Origin of the sequence: Tenacibaculum agarivorans (assembly GCF_001936575.1) — a bacterium.
GTDB lineage: Bacteria > Bacteroidota > Bacteroidia > Flavobacteriales > Flavobacteriaceae > Polaribacter > Polaribacter agarivorans.
The window spans coordinates 1-18,734 of record NZ_MSMP01000022.1 but is presented as its reverse complement, the minus strand read 5'-3'; the positions used below and the strand labels follow the sequence as shown (position 1 = coordinate 18,734).

15 protein-coding genes are annotated in these 18,734 nt (G+C 30.8%); 12 read left to right on the top strand and 3 right to left on the bottom strand.

From position 1 onward, the window contains the following. Positions 1–60 precede the first annotated feature (60 nt). The gene (locus tag BVC87_RS15875; protein ID WP_075343385.1) at positions 61–1,014 is read left to right on the top strand and encodes a PhoH family protein; all 954 of its coding nucleotides are present in this window, start codon (positions 61–63) and stop codon (positions 1,012–1,014) included. A 79-nt stretch (positions 1,015–1,093) separates the two neighbouring features. Here the strand turns inward: BVC87_RS15875 and BVC87_RS15870 are convergent, their stop codons facing one another. Further along, on the bottom strand, positions 1,094–2,044 hold the full coding sequence (locus BVC87_RS15870; protein WP_075343384.1) for a hypothetical protein: 951 nt from the start codon (positions 2,042–2,044) through the stop codon (positions 1,094–1,096). A 227-nt stretch (positions 2,045–2,271) separates the two neighbouring features. Here BVC87_RS15870 and BVC87_RS15865 point away from each other — a divergent pair, with 227 nt between their 5' ends. The 3 genes from BVC87_RS15865 to BVC87_RS15855 all read left to right on the top strand — a co-directional run bounded on the left by BVC87_RS15865 (position 2,272) and on the right by BVC87_RS15855 (position 5,738). Then, positions 2,272–3,258, top strand: a complete 987-nt coding sequence (locus BVC87_RS15865; RefSeq protein WP_075343383.1) for a hypothetical protein — start codon at positions 2,272–2,274, stop codon at positions 3,256–3,258. Positions 3,259–3,621: 363 nt separating this feature from the next. Beyond that, positions 3,622–4,644: a hypothetical protein gene (locus BVC87_RS15860; protein ID WP_143569803.1), complete on the top strand. Its 1,023-nt coding sequence runs from the start codon at positions 3,622–3,624 to the stop codon at positions 4,642–4,644. 149 nt (positions 4,645–4,793) lie between these two features. Continuing rightward, positions 4,794–5,738: a phosphoribosylaminoimidazolesuccinocarboxamide synthase gene (locus BVC87_RS15855; protein ID WP_075343381.1), complete on the top strand. Its 945-nt coding sequence runs from the start codon at positions 4,794–4,796 to the stop codon at positions 5,736–5,738. A 56-nt stretch (positions 5,739–5,794) separates the two neighbouring features. On the opposite strand, the gene BVC87_RS15850 is transcribed toward BVC87_RS15855, so the two are convergent. Beyond that, on the bottom strand, positions 5,795–6,340 hold the full coding sequence (locus BVC87_RS15850; protein ID WP_075343380.1) for a fasciclin domain-containing protein: 546 nt from the start codon (positions 6,338–6,340) through the stop codon (positions 5,795–5,797). Positions 6,341–6,450: 110 nt separating this feature from the next. Between BVC87_RS15850 and BVC87_RS15845 the strand changes: the two genes are divergently transcribed. Then, positions 6,451–6,837: a glyoxalase gene (locus BVC87_RS15845; protein WP_143569802.1), complete on the top strand. Its 387-nt coding sequence runs from the start codon at positions 6,451–6,453 to the stop codon at positions 6,835–6,837. Beyond that, positions 6,834–7,310 (top strand): hypothetical protein, encoded by a 477-nt coding sequence (locus BVC87_RS15840; protein ID WP_075343378.1) that lies wholly within the window; start codon positions 6,834–6,836, stop codon positions 7,308–7,310. Before BVC87_RS15845 ends, BVC87_RS15840 begins: the two co-directional genes overlap by 4 nt. A gap of 10 nt (positions 7,311–7,320) precedes the next feature. On the opposite strand, the gene BVC87_RS15835 is transcribed toward BVC87_RS15840, so the two are convergent. Continuing rightward, positions 7,321–7,830, bottom strand: a complete 510-nt coding sequence (locus BVC87_RS15835; protein WP_075343377.1) for a hypothetical protein — start codon at positions 7,828–7,830, stop codon at positions 7,321–7,323. A 118-nt stretch (positions 7,831–7,948) separates the two neighbouring features. Here BVC87_RS15835 and acs point away from each other — a divergent pair, with 118 nt between their 5' ends. From acs to BVC87_RS15805, 6 genes are all read left to right on the top strand, one after another. Then, entirely contained in the window at positions 7,949–9,859 is a 1,911-nt protein-coding gene (gene acs, locus BVC87_RS15830) for an acetate--CoA ligase (RefSeq protein ID WP_075343376.1), read from the top strand. Positions 9,860–10,061: 202 nt separating this feature from the next. Next, the gene (locus BVC87_RS15825; RefSeq protein WP_075343375.1) at positions 10,062–10,523 is read left to right on the top strand and encodes a (2Fe-2S)-binding protein; all 462 of its coding nucleotides are present in this window, start codon (positions 10,062–10,064) and stop codon (positions 10,521–10,523) included. A 10-nt stretch (positions 10,524–10,533) separates the two neighbouring features. Further along, the gene (locus BVC87_RS15820) at positions 10,534–12,696 is read left to right on the top strand and encodes a xanthine dehydrogenase family protein molybdopterin-binding subunit (RefSeq protein WP_075343374.1); all 2,163 of its coding nucleotides are present in this window, start codon (positions 10,534–10,536) and stop codon (positions 12,694–12,696) included. Between the two features lie 253 nt (positions 12,697–12,949). Beyond that, positions 12,950–16,402, top strand: coding sequence for a pyruvate carboxylase (locus BVC87_RS15815; RefSeq protein ID WP_075343373.1), 3,453 nt, complete (start codon positions 12,950–12,952; stop codon positions 16,400–16,402). Positions 16,403–16,469: 67 nt separating this feature from the next. Further along, a complete protein-coding gene (locus BVC87_RS15810; RefSeq protein WP_075343372.1) occupies positions 16,470–17,723 on the top strand; it encodes an aminotransferase class I/II-fold pyridoxal phosphate-dependent enzyme in 1,254 nt (417 codons plus the stop codon). A gap of 100 nt (positions 17,724–17,823) precedes the next feature. Beyond that, positions 17,824–18,567 (top strand): DUF4294 domain-containing protein, encoded by a 744-nt coding sequence (locus BVC87_RS15805; protein WP_075343371.1) that lies wholly within the window; start codon positions 17,824–17,826, stop codon positions 18,565–18,567. Positions 18,568–18,734: the final 167 nt, after the last annotated feature.

The following is an 18,734-nucleotide window of genomic DNA, read 5'->3' as shown; positions in this document are numbered from 1 at the left end:
CTACATAAATGAATAAAATAATTACTACATTTAAGCATAATAAAATTAAAAACATAGCATTTGAACGAAAGAGTTATTGAATTAACAGAGATCAATCCAAATGAATTCTTTGGAGCCCAAAACAGTACCATATCACTATTAAAAACATACTTTCCTAAAATTAAAATTGTTGCAAGAGGAAATAAACTTAAAGTTTATGGAGATCCTGAAATACTAGATGAGTTTGAAAGTAGACTGGAACGTCTAATTAAGTATTATAACAGATACAATAAATTAGATGAAAATAGTATTGAACGTATTTTAACTTCTAACGGAAAGGAAGATGAAGAACGTAAGTTTGGAGATAAGAGCGATATTCTAGTACATGGTGTTAGTGGTAAGCTGATAAAACCACAAACAGAAAATCAGCGAAAATTAGTAAATCTGATGAAAGATAATGATTTACTTTTTGCCGTAGGACCTGCTGGAACTGGTAAAACATATACCGCAGTAGCTTTAGCAGTTAAAGCATTGAAAGAGAAAGATGTTAGGCGGATTATTTTGACAAGACCTGCCGTTGAATCAGGTGAGAATTTAGGATTCTTACCAGGTGATCTTAAGGAAAAACTAGACCCGTATATGCAACCTTTATATGATGCATTAAGAGATATGATTCCTTCTGAAAAACTTCAAGTGTATTTAGAGAACGGAACAATACAAATTGCACCTTTAGCATTTATGCGAGGTAGAACGTTAGATAATGCATTCGTAATTTTAGATGAAGCACAGAATACTACTCATGCACAAATGAAAATGTTCTTAACGCGTATGGGTAAACACGCTAAATTTATTATTACAGGAGATCCTGGTCAAATAGATTTACCTCGTAAACAAGTATCTGGTTTAAAAGAAGCGTTACTAGCGTTAAAAGATATTAAAGGTATAGGCCAAATTTTCTTAGACGATAAAGATGTGATTCGTCACAGATTAGTGAAAAAAATTATCACAGCTTATAAAAGTATTGAGACTGAATAAAAAAGTTAAATACAAGCTATTTAAAATGTAGTAAAGTGAATCTTGAAAAATTAAAAATCAAGATTCACTTTGTTTTTATTTAGTTTGTTGGTGGCTTAATTTCATTACCATCTAAATCTATATTGTTTTTCCAAACACCATAATCACGTCCATCTTTATAATACCTAAAATTACCCCATGTATTGTCGCCCGCAAACACATTATCTTTTAAGATATATCCTCCACCAGAGATGTACATGGTGTATCCAGCTCCCTTAAAGTAATTATTAGTAATAGTCCAATGCTTAGTAACAGAATTAAAACCAATAGCTGCAGTTTTTTGACCAATAAAAGGTTCTATAATAGAATTTCCAGAGAAGATAATTTTAGTTTTATCTGTTAAAGCCAACTCATCATCCCATGAAGGATATTGAAATGCATCTGCATGATTGCCATCATCGTCTTTTCCCCAATCATACAAGTAACTTTCTGTTACTTCAATACCATGTGGACCACATCTTAATAAATCAAAGAAGCTATGAATATAAGACTTATAAATAACAATATTAGATCCAGCTCGAGTAGCATTTACACCAATACCCGGATGTGGTTTTCCTGTTTCAGTATCTTCACCACGAACCTCACTATATTCAATTCTAACATTTTTAGCTTTATTTTTTATAGATACATGTCCATTTATAATACAATCCACTAGGGTGACATTATCCGATTCAATAGTAATGTAATTTTTAAAATAGAAACCTTCATAGATACCTGGTTTGTCAATTAAGTAATAATCTACCTTTAGATAATTATTGTATTTCTTTTCAAAATTTTCTTCTGCATTTTTTAAATCTGGTTCAAGAATTCGACTTCCTTTTATTGTACGTTCATGAGGAAATAATTTGGATTGATCTTGAGATTCAGATCCATTTTCAATCTCTACACTATTAAGGGTATCTGATTCTTCATTTTTTGAACAACTATATAAAACTGATAATAGAAATAAGGTAATAAGGAAAAAATTGATTTTTAGTTTTTGATTTTTCATTTTTTGAGGGATTATCTGATTTAATGTTTGTATCAAAATTAGACTATAATAAAAGATTTACTCACCCTGAATTCCGTGAAATTTATCTCATATTTTTTGTACTATTTTTTTATTCAATTGTTGGTTTTTTTTATGAATAAAAATCTGTTTATCATTATTTTAGATTCTTGATTAAAATTATAGTAGAAATTTATTAAAATCAAATTAACCTCATTAAAATAAATAAAATGAAAAAACTAAACTTTTTAAAATATGTCTTACTGTGCATTATCATATTTGCAACAGGATGTCAAAAAGAAGATGAACTAATTACAGAACAAGATGCAATAAGTAGTAATGAATTACAAACAGATACAGATTTTGAGAATGATGTATTTGTAGATGGTGTTAACCAAACTTTCCTTCAGGAAACTGGAATGACAGTTGAAGAGTTAGAACAAATGGTAGCCCAGCAGGCAGCTGAGGATCAAGCAGAGTTTACTACTGTATTAGAAAAGCAAGCTGCTAATTTTTCATCATATAAGTATTCGGAAAAAAAATTCACTTTTGATGAAAATGAATTAGCAGGAGCTGTAGGTGCTTTACTGTTCGATATTCAGCAAAATGCTGATAAATATTTTGAAGCTAGCATTGGATTAAATACTTCGTTAGGAAGTTTTTTAGAGTTGGGATTATCTGAGCAATTAATTAAAAATGCAGTAGCAGCATTTCCTACAGTAAGAAACCATACGAGTAAGCAAAAGTTAGATTTACATGGTTTTTCATTGGAGTCTTTAGAAGCTTCTGGTACTACTATTAAAATTAAATTTAAAGGAAACGCTAGATATAGACACTATATCAAAATTTTTAAAAAATATAGAAAAGTTTTAGATAGAAGCGGAAGTGCTCATGTAGAATTACCATTGTATTTTAACACAAGTAGTAATAAGATAACTTCTGGAACTTTAAAAATTTCTAAAATTAATATTAAAAATAAATTTATAGATATTGTGTTTTTAATAAAAAGTACAATTATCAAATTGATCATAAATAAGTTTGTTGTAATTAAAAAGGATATTAATTTGGATATCTCTTATGACTTTATTTCTAAATTTTATGTAGACTTCAAATATTTCTCAAAAAGGAATGGAAAAGTCTTCTTCACCTTTAAAATTAAGACAGATGACCTGATTGATTCAATAAAGACCTTATTGAAAAACGCAGGTATTATATAAATCATAAAAATATATTCTTCAGATTTTAAATTTAGCTATAATTTTGAAGTCAGTTTGGTAATACTAAACTGGCTTTTTTCTTTAAAAAGATGTAATTAGTTATCTTCTAGTTTAGCATAAGTATGAAAAAAGGAAAGTTTAATTCGAAGGGCAATAAATTAAAACGTAATTTTTTTATTGTCAAATACTATAATTCTTTTCAAGTGATGTAAAATTAGCATTATCTGTTGTTTAGATGTTAGTTTTTTAACATTTACAGATACTTTCAATTGTAATTTTATTGCGATGTAATAGTCAATAATTATAAAAAATCGTGCAAATTAATTATGAAATTACAACAACCAACCTATTAAAATGAAAAAAATGAAAAACACACACTATTTAAAATTAACTTTATTGTGCATCACCTTATTATTTGGATGCCAAAAACAAGATGAAAATCTTATTGAAGAAATCTCTACCGAAGATAACACAATTATAAATCAGTCATTAGAAGAGGATACAGATTACAAAGATGATGTATTTGTTGATGGAATTAATCAAACCTATTTAGAGGAGACAGGTATGACTAGAGAGGAGCTTGAGAAAATGATTCAAAAAGAAAGTTTAGCTGAACTAGAAGCTTTTCAGAAAGAACTAGATAAACAAGCGAAAGCTATTTCTACACATCAATTTTCTGCTAATAGAGGTTTTGATTTTGATAGAGGTGAGCTCGCTGGTGCCATAGGGTATTTATTATATGATATCCAACAAAATGCTAAAAAATATTTCAATGCTAAAGTAATCACTGATGATGATGGTGACTCTAAATTATTTTTTGGATTATCTAAGCAGTTACTTAGAAATGCAGTATCTAAATTTCCTGAGTTAAAACAATACTCTAAAAAACAAAAAATTAATTTATGGGGATTCTCTATACTAAGTATTGATGCTTCTGGAACTACCCTTAAAATCAAAATTAAAGGGAATGCTAGATTTAGATGGTACAAGAAAATATTATGGAAATATAGAAAGTTAGTAGATAGAAGAGGAAGTGCTGAAGTTGAATTACCGTTGTATTTTAATACCCAAACTAATGTAATTACTTCTGGAACTCTTAGAATTTCTAAGATAAAAATTAAGAACATAAGATTCTTCGATATATTATTTCCTATACATACTACAATAGCTAGATTAGTACTTGCAAAGTTTGTTGTAATAAAAAGAGATATTAATTTAGATATTTCATATAATTTCCTTTCTAAATTGTATATGGATTTTAGGTATTTCAGCCCAAGTCATGATGATAAAATTAATTTAGTTTTTGATCTAAAAACAAGCGGTGGCTTTATACATGATTGGCTTAGGAGAGAAGGTATACAGTCCCAAAGAATCATAAGAGATTAGATAAAAGATGACATGAGTTTTTAAATTTATCGATTATTACATCACTGAATAAAGTTGGTTTAGAGTATCTAAACTGACTTTTTTATTTAAAAAGAGTTTCATAATTATAAAAAAAGTTAATTTTGCCACTTTAGAACAACGCAACATAAATGAATACAATAAACGAAACAAACTTTAATTTTCCAGGTCAAAAATCAGTTTACAAAGGAAAAGTTAGAGAAGTTTACAATATTAACGATGAACAATTGGTAATGATTGCTTCTGATAGATTATCAGCTTTTGATGTAATTATGCCGAGACAGATTCCTTTTAAAGGACAAATTTTAAATCAGATAGCAACAAAAATGATGAACGATACTGCTGATATTGTTCCAAATTGGTTAGTTGCAAATCCTGATGAGAATGTAGCAGTAGGACATTTATGTGAACCCTTCAAAGTAGAAATGGTAATTCGTGGATATCTATCTGGTCATGCTGCTCGTGAATATAAAGCAGGAAAGAGAATGCTTTGTGGAGTTACCATGGCAGAAGGAATGCAGGAAAATGATAAGTTTCCAGAACCAATTATAACTCCGTCAACCAAAGCTGATAATGGTGAGCATGATGAAGATATTTCTAGAGAAGAAATTTTAGCTAAAGGAATAGTTTCAGAAGAAGATTATATAGTATTAGAAGAGTATACAAGAAAATTATTTGAAAGAGGTACTGAAATTGCAGCAAAGAGAGGATTGATTTTAGTAGATACAAAATATGAATTTGGAAAAACCAAAGAAGGAAAAATTGTTTTAATTGATGAAATTCATACTCCAGATTCGTCTCGTTATTTTTATGCTGATGGTTACGCAGAAAGACAAGAAAAAGGAGAAAAACAAAAACAATTATCTAAAGAATTTGTGCGCCAATGGTTGATAGAAAATGGATTTCAAGGTAAAGATGGACAGCAAATTCCTGAAATGAGTGATGAAAAAATTCTTGAAATATCAAATAGATATATAGAATTATACGAGCAGATTACAGGAGAAAAATTTATAAAAGCAAATACAGATAATATTCTAGATCGAATAGAGAAAAATGTAAAAGAATTTTTACTATAATAAAAAAGAGAAGCTACTAGCTTCTCTTTTTTTCTGTAAGACTAACTCTTATTTTTCTATTCAGGCATTACAACTGTGTCAATTGCGTGTATTATTCCATTGTTGGCTTCTACATCAGCAATAACAACCTTAGATATATTCCCTTTTGCATCCTTTAAAATTACATTACCATCTTTAATCATAGCAGTTAGTTTATTACCTTGTACTGTTTTAATTACAAATTTCCCACTATTTTCTTTTATAGCCATCATAACTGCTTTCGCATCAAATTTTCCAGCTACTACGTGGTAAGTCAATATTGATGTTAGTAACTTTTTATTTTCTGGTTTTAATAATGTAGCTATAGTTCCTTCTGGAAGTTTACTAAAAGCATCATTAGTAGGAGCAAATACAGTAAATGGACCATCACCATTTAATACTTCAACTAAATCTGCTGATTTCACTGCAGTTACAAGCGTGCTAAAATTTTTGTTAGATGCAGCTACATTAACAATAGTTTTTCCGTCTTTTCCCTTTTTTATTGGGTTAGTTTTTGTTGTGTTATTTGCAAAAGCAACTGTACAAGAAAGTAAAAATAACACGATTAAATTTTTGGTTTTCATAATGTTAAGATTAGAATTTCTACGAAGTTAGTTTATTAATCAATTCATTTTGTTTAATATTTTGTTAAAAAAAGTAAACAAAAAATTATCTTAGCTGAAATAATCATAAAATGCAAATGACTAAAAAAGATATTCGTCCTAAATTAGAACTAACAGGAGCTACAAAAAATGAAAAGTTTCAAAATGAAGTATTAAGGCCTATAATAAAACTACAGCATGAAATTTTGATTTTAGTATTCAAGAATTGGTGTGTAAAGCAAAAAATCAAATTAGGTAATACTAGTAAAGAGGAATTTGAATTACTATTAAAAAAATCATTTTCTAAAAATATAGCGATTCGTAATCTTATATTAGGAATTATTATTGGGCATTATACTGAAGATGAATATGTAACATATCAAAAAAATACATCTGAATACAATAAAAGAATATTTACAATGACTAAGAAAAGACTTTTTGATAGCTTTGAAGAAATTAAGAAAGGTAATCATATATGAAAGCAGCTTCTATAAAAATTATAAAAGACGAGCTAAAGCATAAAACTTCTTCAGAATTATTAGAGTTATGCCTTACATTAACACGTTTTAAAAAAGAAAATAAAGAGTTGTTGACGTATTTATTATTTGAAGCTCATAATGAGGATCGGTATATAGAAACGGTAAAATTAGAAATTGATGATATGTTTAGTGAAATAAACACAAAAAGCTTTTTCTACATCAGAAAAAGTGTCCGCAAAATTTTGACGACTATCAAAAAACAAATCCGTTATTCTAAAAAGAAAAGTACAGAAGTAGAGCTATTACTATATTTTTGTTTAAAATTAAAGAATTTTAAACCATCAATACAGCTAAGTCCAAGACTACAAAAGGTATTGGAAACTCAAATGAGACTAGCGAAAAAAGCTATGGCAAGTCTTCATGAAGATCTACAGTACGATTATAATCTAATAGTAGAAGAGATAGAAAACTAATTTTTTTGATTTAATTGGAATCATGAATCCTATCATACTCGTCTAATTCTTGTTCGAATTTTTTAAGTCTCCACGAAACAACTTTTTCTATTCTATATAATCTATTAGATAATTCAGGTGTATAATTACATCTAGATTTTTGAAAACCGATCCAATCAGGAAAATACTTTTTAGCTAAATAAAAAGTTCTTTTATATTTATCATTTAAATGTTTAGTTCTACTTTCATAATTTGGGTATTTTAATAGCTTAGTTCTGTAAACTATGGCAAAACCTAATATATATGATAGCTTGTGTAATAAACGGTCTTCATATTCATCTTCCCAAATCACACCTCCCGGCATAAAGTAATATTCCATCTTAGGATTCTCTATTTTAGATAAGCGAATTAATTGATTTCGATATCTTAAAAGATACCATCTAGCAATAAAAATGATGTAAAAACATATGAAAATATCAGATAATTTTTCTTGAATAATATATTTCTTGTAGAGTTTTGTGTTTTCAACCAATTTATACATTTTCAAAACTTTTTTCTTTTACACTGATATAACAAAGGTAATATTTAATCAAATTTGTTTGTGAATTTTGATGATGTTCTAATAAAAACAATAAATTTATAGAACAAATCAATCAAATATGAGTAATTACCATATCAAAAACTTAGAAGAATATTTTCAAGTATATAGAAGATCAGTTAGAAATCCTGAAAATTTCTGGGAAGAGATTGCTGAAGAACATTTCTTATGGAGAAAAAAATGGGATAATGTATTAAGTTGGGATTTCACCAAGCCTGAAGTAAAATGGTTTGAAGGAGCACAATTAAACATTACAGAAAACTGTATTGATAGACATTTGGTAACAAGAGGAGATAAAACGGCTATTCTATTTGAACCTAATAATCCAAATGAAGATGCAGAGCATATTACCTACAAAGAATTATATAAACGTGTAAATCAATTTGCTAACGTTTTAAAAGATAAAGGAATTAAAAAAGGAGATCGTGTATGTATTTATTTACCAATGATTCCTGAACTAGCTATTTCTTTATTGGCCTGTGCAAGAATAGGAGCAATTCATTCTGTAGTTTTCGCTGGATTTTCCTCAACAGCATTAGCTACTAGAATTAATGATTCTGAATGTAAAATGGTAATTACTTCTGATGGATCATACCGTGGAGCTAAAACTATCGATTTAAAAAGTATTGTAGATGAAGCTTTAGAAGATTGCCCAACAATTACTGATGTTTTGGTTGTAAAACGAATTCATTCAGATATTACTTTAAAAGAAGGAAGAGATGTTTGGTTACAACCATTATTAGACAAGGCTTCAACGGAGTGTACTGCAGAAATAATGAACGCAGAAGATCCTTTATTTATTTTATATACATCTGGATCTACAGGAAAACCCAAAGGAATGTTGCACACCACCGCTGGTTATATGGTGTATACTGCATATACTTTTAAAAATGTATTTCAATATAGAGGAAATGATGTGTATTGGTGTACAGCAGATATAGGTTGGATCACGGGGCACAGTTATATCGTATACGGACCCTTAGCCAATGGAGCTACTACTGTGATGTTTGAAGGAGTACCAAGTTATCCAGATTACAGTCGTTTTTGGCAAATTGTAGAAAAACATAAAGTAAATCAATTTTATACAGCACCTACCGCAATTAGAGCTTTAGCTAAAGAAGGATTGTCTCATGTAGAATCTAATGATTTATCATCATTAAAGATCTTAGGAACAGTAGGAGAACCTATAAATGAAGAAGCATGGCATTGGTACGATGACAATATAGGAAAACGAAAAAGTCCAATTGTAGATACTTGGTGGCAAACTGAAACCGGTGGAATTATGATTACACCAATTCCATATTCAACACCAACAAAGCCAACTTATGCTACTTTACCTTTTATAGGAATTCAACCTGCCTTAATGGATGCTGAAGGTAATGAAGTAAAAGGAAATCAAGTTGAAGGAAGGTTATGTATAAAATTTCCTTGGCCATCTATGGCAAGGACAATATGGGGAAACCATCAACGCTATAAAGACACATATTTCTCATCATTTGAAAATAAATACTTTACTGGTGATGGTGCACTTAGAGATGAAGTAGGATATTATAGAATTACAGGTAGAGTAGATGATGTGATAATAGTATCAGGACATAATTTAGGAACAGCTCCTATAGAAGATGCGATTAATGAACATCCTGCTGTTGCAGAATCAGCAATAGTAGGATACCCACATGATATAAAAGGAAATGCTTTGTACGGATATGTAATACTAAAAGACACAGGAGAGTCTAGAAATCAAGAAAATTTAAGGATAGAAATCAATCAAATCATTACAGAACAAATAGGACCTATCGCAAAATTAGATAAGATTCAATTCACTCAAGGTTTACCAAAAACCCGTTCTGGAAAAATAATGAGAAGAATTCTTAGAAAAATAGCATCTAACGATATAAGTAACTTAGGAGATACAAGTACTTTATTAAACCCTGAAGTGGTGCAAGGTATTATTGATCAAGTTTTAGTGTGACAATAAATATCGTATAAGTCTATTGAATTACTTGTGTTTGTAACATTACCTGAGTTTATCGTGTTACCTAAGCTTGTCGCGTTGCCTGAGCTTGTCGAAGGCAACATCATTAATATTAAATAAATCTTAAAAGAAGTATAGTTGTCTTTAGACAACTATATTTTTTGTACCTTATTTCCTGATTAATAAACTAACGAGACAAATGCCAACCTATAATCTAAAAATCAATGGTAAGCAGATTACTGTAACTGCTGATCCCGACACGCCTTTACTTTGGATATTAAGAGATGAATTAAATTTAGTAGGAACTAAATTTGGTTGTGGAATAGCACAATGTGGTGCATGCACAGTGCATGTAGATGGCGTAGCAACAAGAAGTTGTCAATTACAGGTAGCTTTACTTGATAAGGAAGAGATTACTACAATTGAAGGATTATCTGAAGCAGGAGATCATCCACTACAAGAAGCTTGGAAACAAGTAGATGTTCCTCAATGTGGGTATTGTCAAGCAGGACAAATCATGACAGCTGCTTCTTTTCTAAAGCAAAATCCCAATCCAACAACTCAAGAAATAAGAGAAGCAATGCACGGTAATCTTTGTAGATGTGCTTCGTATAATAGAATAGAAAAAGCGGTTGCAATGGCTGCTGAAAAAATGTCCTAAAAGTATAGCCATGAAAACAACAAAAAGCAACTTAGCATTTAGTAGAAGAAATTTTTTAAAAACTTCAGCTTTAGCTGGAGGAGGTATGATCATAGGTTTTAATTTATTTACTGCTTGTAAAACAGAAGCCAAACCATCTATAGATATTGAAAATCTTAATTTCAACGATTTCAATGCATTTATTAAAATAGCAGATAATGGTTATGTAACTATTTTTTCACCAAATCCAGAAATAGGTCAAGGTGTAAAAACAGCTATGCCAATGATTATAGCAGAAGAATTAGATGTAGAATGGGATAAAGTACATGTAGTACAAGCAAAATATAACAAAAAAGAATACACTCGTCAGGTAGCTGGAGGAAGTCTGTCTATCCGATTTGGTTGGGACGCTTTACGACAAACGGGAGCAACCACTAAGCAAATGCTAATTAATGCAGCAGCAGTAAAGTGGGGAGTAGATGCTGCCACCTGTTCAGCATCTAAAGGAATAATTACCAATGCAAATGGAGAAACATTAGGATATGGAGAAGTGGTAAAAGAAGCATCAACATTAGAAGTACCTGAAAATGTAAAATTGAAAAAACCTTCAGAGTATACCATAATTGGTACAGATGCTATAAATGTTGATTTAGATAAGATAGTAACAGGTAAACCATTATTTGGATTAGATTATAAAGCGGAAGGTATGTCTTATGCTTCTGTACTAAGACCACCTGCTTTTGGACAAAAATTAGAAAGCTTTGATGATACCGAGACAAAAAAGGTAACAGGAGTTACTGATGTGATAAAGTTTGGAGATAAAGTAGCAGTACTTGCTTCCAATACTTGGGCGGCTATGAAAGGTAAAAAAGCAATAAAGGCTATTTGGAGTAGTGATGAAAAATTAGAAAGTACTGAAAATCATGACAAGGAACTAAATGATATTCTTGATGGAAATGATTTTACAATTAGGAGAGAAGATGGAAATGTAAAGAAAGCATTCACTGAAGCCGATAAAATAGTAGAAAGAACATACGACTCACCTTTCTTACCTCACAACTGTTTAGAACCAATGAATTTTTATGCAGATGTTACACCTGAAAAAATTCACTTGGTAGGGCCAATCCAAACACCACAATGGACTGCTGGTAGAGTTGCTAAACTGTTAGAAAGGAAGAAAGAAGAAATAGAGTTAGAAATGACTAGAATGGGTGGAGGATTTGGAAGAAGACTCTATGGAGATTTTGCGTTAGAAGCTGCAGAGGTTTCAAACTTAGCAAAAAAGCCTGTTAAAGTAGTGTTTTCTAGAGAAGATGATATGACTGATGGAATTTATCGTCCAGCGATTAAGTATAGAATAGCAGCATCAATTAAAGAAGGAAAAATAACAGGATATCATTTAAAAGAAGCTGCTATAAATAGTAATATGTATGATTTGATACCTAATTTCTTCCCAGCAGGTTGTATTCCTAATTATAAAGTATCTACTAAAAGTTATAAGAGTGATATTACCACAGGAGCGTGGAGAGCACCTTATACCAACTTCTTAGCTTTTGCTGAACAAACTTTCTTTGATGAATTAGCACAAGAGTTAGAGAAAGATCCTGTAGAATTGAGATTAGAATTGTTACAAAATGTAAAAAATACTACAGATGATAAAATAGAGTACTCTGGTCAGCGAATGGAAAATACAATTAAACTAGCTGCTGAAAAGAGTAATTGGAGTGAAAATAAGGATGGTGTTTATAAAGGTTTTGCAGCTTATTATAGCCATAATACACATGTAGCTGAAGTAGCGGAAATAGAATTGAAAGATGGATTACCAGTAGTTAAAAAAATTATTGCAGCAGTAGATTGTGGAATTATTATTAATCCAACTGGAGCTATAAATCAAATTCAAGGTGGAGTATTGGATGGAATTGGTCATGCAATGTATGGCGATTTATCATTTAAAAACGGAAAGCCATCACATCGAAACTTTGATACGTATAGATTAATTCGAATGAACGAAACTCCAGAAGTAGAAGTTCACTTTGTAAAAAATGAATTATCACCTACAGGATTAGGAGAACCAGGTTTGCCACCAGCTGGAGGTGCCGTAGCAAATGCGATCCATAAAGCATTAAGTAAAAGATTATATAAACAACCTTTTATAAAGGAGTTACAAAATAGTAAAACAGAAGTTTTAGGGTAAAAATGAATTTTTTAGACTAAACTAACTTCAAAATACGAACAAAAAGATGCTTTTTTTAGCATCTTTTTTTAGTTCATAAGCATTGTTGAAATCTCATGTTTGACTATAAAACACTACGAAATCGTTTTCTCACCCACACAAATTTTATGAATTTGTTAAATAATTATTTTTCTTCATACAAATTGCAGGTTTTCTTTAAAAAAAAAGCAAATTAAACTAACTTTGAGCGATCATAAACAACAAGCCAGATATAATGAACATTAAAAAAGTATTAGTAGCTAATAGGGGAGAAATTGCAATTAGAGTTTTTAGAGCATGTGTAGAGGTTGGGATAAAAACTGTTGGAATATACACGTATGAAGATCGATACTCTTTGCATAGGTATAAAGCGGATGAATGTTATCAAATTGGTAATGATAATGAACCATTAAAACCCTATTTAGATATTGATGCTATTGTTAAGGTAGCAAAAGAGAATAATGTAGATGCAATCCATCCTGGATATGGTTTCTTATCTGAAAATGCAGAGTTTGCTCAAAAATGTGAAGATAATGGAATCATTTTCGTAGGACCTAAAGTATCAGTATTAAAAGCTTTAGGAGACAAAATCACAGCAAAAGAAGTAGCAGTAGCTAATAATGTTCCAATCATTCAAAGTAGTGATCAAGATTTAACGTCTGTTGATATAGCAATTGAAGAAGCAGAAAAAATAGGTTATCCTGTAATGTTAAAAGCAGCGTCTGGAGGTGGAGGAAGAGGAATGCGTGTAATTAGAACAGAAGAAGAGTTAAGGAAAGGATATCCTGAAGCAAGAAGAGAATCATTAAAAGCTTTTGGAGACGATACTGTATTTTTAGAAAAATTTGTAGAAAACCCTAAACATATAGAAATTCAAATTGTAGCCGATACTCATGGTAACATGGTACACTTATATGAAAGAGATTGTTCAGTACAAAGAAGATATCAAAAAGTAGTAGAACTAGCACCTTCTTATGGATTGCTTGAGCAGACTAAAAATGATCTATATAAATATGCACAGGATATTTGTAAAGCAGTAAACTACAACAATATTGGTACAGTTGAATTTTTAGTTGATGAAGACAATAGTATATATTTCATAGAAGTAAATCCAAGAATACAAGTAGAGCACACGGTTACGGAAATGGTAACCAGCTTCGATCTAGTAAAAACACAATTATATGTTGCTGGTGGATACAAACTATCTGATCCAGAAATAGGGATGACTAGTCAAGATATAATTGAAGTAAAAGGATATGCATTACAGTGTAGAGTAACTACTGAAGATCCTGGAAATGATTTTAAACCTGATTATGGTACAGTAACAGCGTATAGAAGTGCATCAGGATTTGGAATTCGTTTAGATGCTGGTAGTGTATATCAAGGAGTAAAAATTTCTCCTTTCTTCGATTCTATGTTGGTAAAAGTATCTGGACAAGCAAATACATTAGAGGGCGCTTGTAAAAGAGTGAGAAGAGCATTAAAAGAATTTAGAATTAGAGGAGTAAAAACTAATATTGCCTTTGTAGATAATATTCTGAAGCATCCAACTTTCCAAGCAGGAAAGGTAACAGTGAATTTTATTAAAAATGAACCTTCATTGTTTGAGTTTGTTGAACCAAGAAACAGAGCAAATAAATTAATTGAATTTTTAGGAGAGACTATAGTAAACGGAAATCCAGATGTAAAAAAGATAAATCCAGAACATACATTTACTAAACCAGTAATTCCTTCATTCCCTAAGTTGAAAGAACATCCGAAAGGAACAAAAGATAAATTAACCGAATTAGGCCCAGAAAAATTTGCAGAGTGGTTAAAGAATGAAAAGAAAGTTCATTTTACAGATACTACTATGCGTGATGCACATCAAAGTTTATTAGCCACTAGAATGCGTACTATCGATATGATGAAAGTTGCTGAAGGCTATGCAAAAAATTTCCCAGATATCTTCAGTATGGAAGTATGGGGAGGGGCTACTTTTGATGTATGTTTACGCTTCTTACAAGAGAATCCTTGGGAAAGATTAGCATTATTAAGAGAAGCAATGCCAAATGTATTATTGCAGATGTTAATCAGAGGTTCAAATGGAGTAGGGTATAAAGCCTATCCAGATAATTTGGTTGAAAAATTTGTAGAGAAATCTTGGGAGACAGGAGTTGATGTATTTAGAATTTTCGATTCTTTAAACTGGATGAAATCTATAGAACCATGTATTAAACATGTTCGTAATAAAACTCAAGGGCTAGCAGAAGCGTCTATATGTTACACAGGAGATATTTTAAATCCAAGTAAAACGAAATACGATTTAAAATATTACATCCAATTAGCAAAAGACATAGAAAATGCAGGAGCTCATATTTTAGGAGTAAAAGACATGGCAGGTTTATTAAAACCTCAAGCAGCATATGAATTAATATCTGCATTAAAATCTGAAATAAATATTCCAATTCATTTACATACACACGATACATCTTCAATCCAATCAGCATCTTATTTAAAAGCAATAGAAGCAGGAGTAGATGTAGTTGATGTGGCTTTAGGAGGATTATCAGGTTTAACATCACAGCCTAACTTTAATTCAATGGTTGAAATGTTACGATTCAATGAAAGAGAAAATCCATTAGATACTCAAAAACTAGCAGAGTATTCTAATTATTGGGAAGTAGTCAGAGGATATTACTATCCTTTTGAATCAGGATTAAAAGCAGGTACCGGTGAAGTATATGACCACGAAATTCCAGGAGGTCAATATTCAAATTTAAAAGGTCAAGCTATTGCCTTAGGCTTAGAAGATAAATTTACTGACGTAACAAAAATGTACGGAGAGGTAAACCAAATGTTTGGAGACATTATTAAGGTAACTCCAAGTTCTAAGGTAGTAGGAGACATGGCTCAATATATGATTAGTAATGAGTTAACAGTTGAAGATGTAATGGAACGAGGAGACGCGATATCTTTCCCACAATCTGTAATCAACTTTTTCAAAGGAGATTTAGGTCAACCAGTAGGAGGTTTTCCAGAAAAACTTCAAAAAATCATACTTAAAAACGAAAAACCGTATACAGACCGTCCTAATGAGCATTTAGATCCTATCGATTTTGATACAGAATTTGAAGAATTTAAGAAAGATTTTACTAAAGGGATGGGAAGAGATCTAGAAATTACCGATTTCTTGTCTTATAAATTATATCCGAAAGTATTTACAGATGCATACAACAAGCATTTGAAGTTTGGAAATGTGATGAATATTCCTACGAAAAATTTCTTCTTTGGAATGGAGATAGGAGAGGAGATCATGATTGATATAGAGCCTGGTAAAAAAGTATTAATATCATTAGTACATAAAACAGAAGCAGATGAAAATGGAAATGTAACTGTATTCTTCAAAATCAATGGGCAAATGAGAGTAGTGTCTATTAAAGATACTTCTGTTTCAGTTCAAAAAGTAGAAAATACAAAAGCAGATGAAGCTGATGAAAATCAAATCGGAGCACCATTGCAAGGTTTACTTTCTTCTGTTTTAGTAAAAGAAGGAGACATCGTTCAAGAAAATCAACCATTATTTATCATAGAAGCGATGAAAATGGAAACTACAGTTACAGCTGTATCTAGAGGTATTATAGAGAAAGTCCAATTACAGTCAGGAACTTTAGTTGATTCTAATGATTTAGTTATAAAAATAAAGTAGAATTAGGTAAGTCTTTGAAATACTCTGAAAAAAACTTAATTTTGCCACCCAAATATGAAACATAGATATGGTAAAGGATTTATTTGATAGAATTAAGAATGATAAAGGACCATTAGGAAAATGGGCAGACAAGGCAGAAGGGTATTATGTTTTTCCAAAACTTGAAGGCCCTATATCTAATAGAATGATGTTTAATGGAAAACCTGTCGTTACTTGGAGTATCAATGACTACCTTGGCTTGGCAAACCATCCTGAAGTATTAAAAGTTGATGGAGAATCAGCTGCTGCTGATGGTATGGCATATCCTATGGGGGCTAGAATGATGTCAGGACACACAAAATATCACGAACAATTAGAGAAAGAATGTGCCGAGTTTGTTGGTAAAGAAGCTTCATATTTAGTAAACTTTGGATATCAAGGTATGGTTTCTGCTATCGATGCATTAGTTTCAAAAGATGATATCATCGTTTATGATATGGATACCCATGCATGTATCATTGATGGTGTTCGTTTACATGCAGGAAAAAGATTTGTGTACAGACATAATGATATTGAAAGTTGTGAAAAAAATCTAATGCGTGCTACAAAAATGGCAGAAAAAACTGGAGGAGGTATCCTTTTAGTTTCTGAAGGTGTTTTTGGAATGCGTGGTGAGCAAGGTAGAATAAAAGAGATTGTAGAACTTAAGAAAAAATACAACTTTAGATTATTAGTTGATGATGCGCACGGATTCGGTACCTTAGGTGAAGGAGGAAGAGGTACAGGTTTTGAACAAGGAGTTCAAGACGATATAGATGTATACTTTGCAACATTCGCAAAATCTATGGCAGGTATTGGAGCGTTTTTCGCAGGAGATAAAGATGTAGTTCAGTATTTACAATATAACATGAGATCTCAGATGTTTGCAAAATCATTACCAATGCCAATGGTAAAAGGAGCATTAAAGCGTCTAGACATGATTCGTACTATGCCTGAATTAAAAGATAAGTTATGGGAAATAACGAATGCTTTACAGTCAGGTTTAAGAGAAGCTGGTTTTGATTTAGGTACAACTCAAACTTGTATTACTCCAGTGTATTTAAAAGGAGATATTCCTGAAGCTATGGCAATGGTACATGACTTAAGAGAAAATCATGGAGTCTTTTGTTCTATAGTAGTGTATCCTGTTATTCCTAAAGGAATGATAATTTTAAGATTGATTCCAACAGCACGTCATACAATTGAGGATGTTAAAGAAACAATAACAGCATTCACTGCTATCAGAGAAAAGTTATCAAGTGGAGTTTACAAGAGAATAGCAGAAGCTATTATGACAGCCTAAATAAAAATTTATATAAGAATTAAAACTCGTGAGCCATTCACGAGTTTTTTTTTTGACTAAAATAAAATACCTTTGGAATCGTTTTTGCGTATACAACACCATGAAAAAGTTTTTTATACTATTTACAATTATATGTTTTCCATTAATTAGTTCTTCTCAAATAAAAGATACGTTACCAGAATTTTCTGATGAACATTTTTTAGTTAAAGATGGAGACACTTTAATGATAAAGTTAGACGAAGTTTCAGTATTACCTAAACATAAATTTAAGTCTAGGGAAGATGTAAATTATTATCTATGGTTTAGAAAGAAAGTATTTAAAGCATATCCTTATGCTGTACTAGCTTCAAAAAGAATAGATAGCTTAGAGGCGAGACTAAGTAGAATAAAATCGAAAAGTAAAAAACGTAAGTACGTTAGAAGAGTACAAAAGTATTTAGAAGAAGAATTAACAGATCAAATAAAGAAAATGACCAGAACAGAAGGAAGAGTTCTGATCAAATTAGTACATAGACAAACAGGAAAAACTGTTTTTGAAAATATAAAGGAGTTAAGAAGTGGGTGGAAAGCATTTTGGTATAACACAACAGCTAATGTTTTTAGCTTATCATTGAAAGATGAATATCATCCAGAATCTATAAATGAAGATTATTTAATAGAGGATATTTTACAAAGAGCATTTATTGATGAAACTTTAGAACAGCAAATTCCGAAACTAAATGTGAATTCTTTCTCTATACTAGAAGCAAAAAAAGGAGATATAAATGTAGAAGAGTACAAAGCAATGTTTGCTAAATTGAGAAAAAAGAGAAAAAGAAAACAAAAAAAGAAGAAGAAAAAATGATTATTTCTATCTTAATACCTCTATTGAAAATTAAATTAGCTATGAAAATTACTTCGGATTGGATAAATTTAGATAGTACTAAACTATACAATGAAGTATTATAATTGATCAATTCCGAACTAGGAATTACTACCTGAATTATTCATTACATTTTAGCTTCATTTTTT

Bases quoted from the DNA above. Each gene is read 5' to 3' on its own strand.
- BVC87_RS15835 (WP_075343377.1), bottom strand. From the start codon at position 7,830: ATGTATAAATTGGTTGAAAACACAAAACTCTACAAGAAATATATTATT.
- BVC87_RS15810 (WP_075343372.1), top strand. From the start codon at position 16,470: ATGGTAAAGGATTTATTTGATAGAATTAAGAATGATAAAGGACCATTA.
- BVC87_RS15865 (WP_075343383.1), top strand. From the start codon at position 2,272: ATGAAAAAACTAAACTTTTTAAAATATGTCTTACTGTGCATTATCATA.
- BVC87_RS15870 (WP_075343384.1), bottom strand. From the start codon at position 2,044: ATGAAAAATCAAAAACTAAAAATCAATTTTTTCCTTATTACCTTATTT.
- BVC87_RS15805 (WP_075343371.1), top strand. From the start codon at position 17,824: ATGAAAAAGTTTTTTATACTATTTACAATTATATGTTTTCCATTAATT.
- BVC87_RS15815 (WP_075343373.1), top strand. From the start codon at position 12,950: ATGAACATTAAAAAAGTATTAGTAGCTAATAGGGGAGAAATTGCAATT.
- BVC87_RS15825 (WP_075343375.1), top strand. From the start codon at position 10,062: ATGCCAACCTATAATCTAAAAATCAATGGTAAGCAGATTACTGTAACT.
- acs (WP_075343376.1), top strand. From the start codon at position 7,949: ATGAGTAATTACCATATCAAAAACTTAGAAGAATATTTTCAAGTATAT.
- BVC87_RS15820 (WP_075343374.1), top strand. From the start codon at position 10,534: ATGAAAACAACAAAAAGCAACTTAGCATTTAGTAGAAGAAATTTTTTA.
- BVC87_RS15850 (WP_075343380.1), bottom strand. From the start codon at position 6,340: ATGAAAACCAAAAATTTAATCGTGTTATTTTTACTTTCTTGTACAGTT.
- BVC87_RS15855 (WP_075343381.1), top strand. From the start codon at position 4,794: ATGAATACAATAAACGAAACAAACTTTAATTTTCCAGGTCAAAAATCA.
- BVC87_RS15860 (WP_143569803.1), top strand. From the start codon at position 3,622: ATGAAAAACACACACTATTTAAAATTAACTTTATTGTGCATCACCTTA.
- BVC87_RS15845 (WP_143569802.1), top strand. From the start codon at position 6,451: ATGCAAATGACTAAAAAAGATATTCGTCCTAAATTAGAACTAACAGGA.
- BVC87_RS15840 (WP_075343378.1), top strand. From the start codon at position 6,834: ATGAAAGCAGCTTCTATAAAAATTATAAAAGACGAGCTAAAGCATAAA.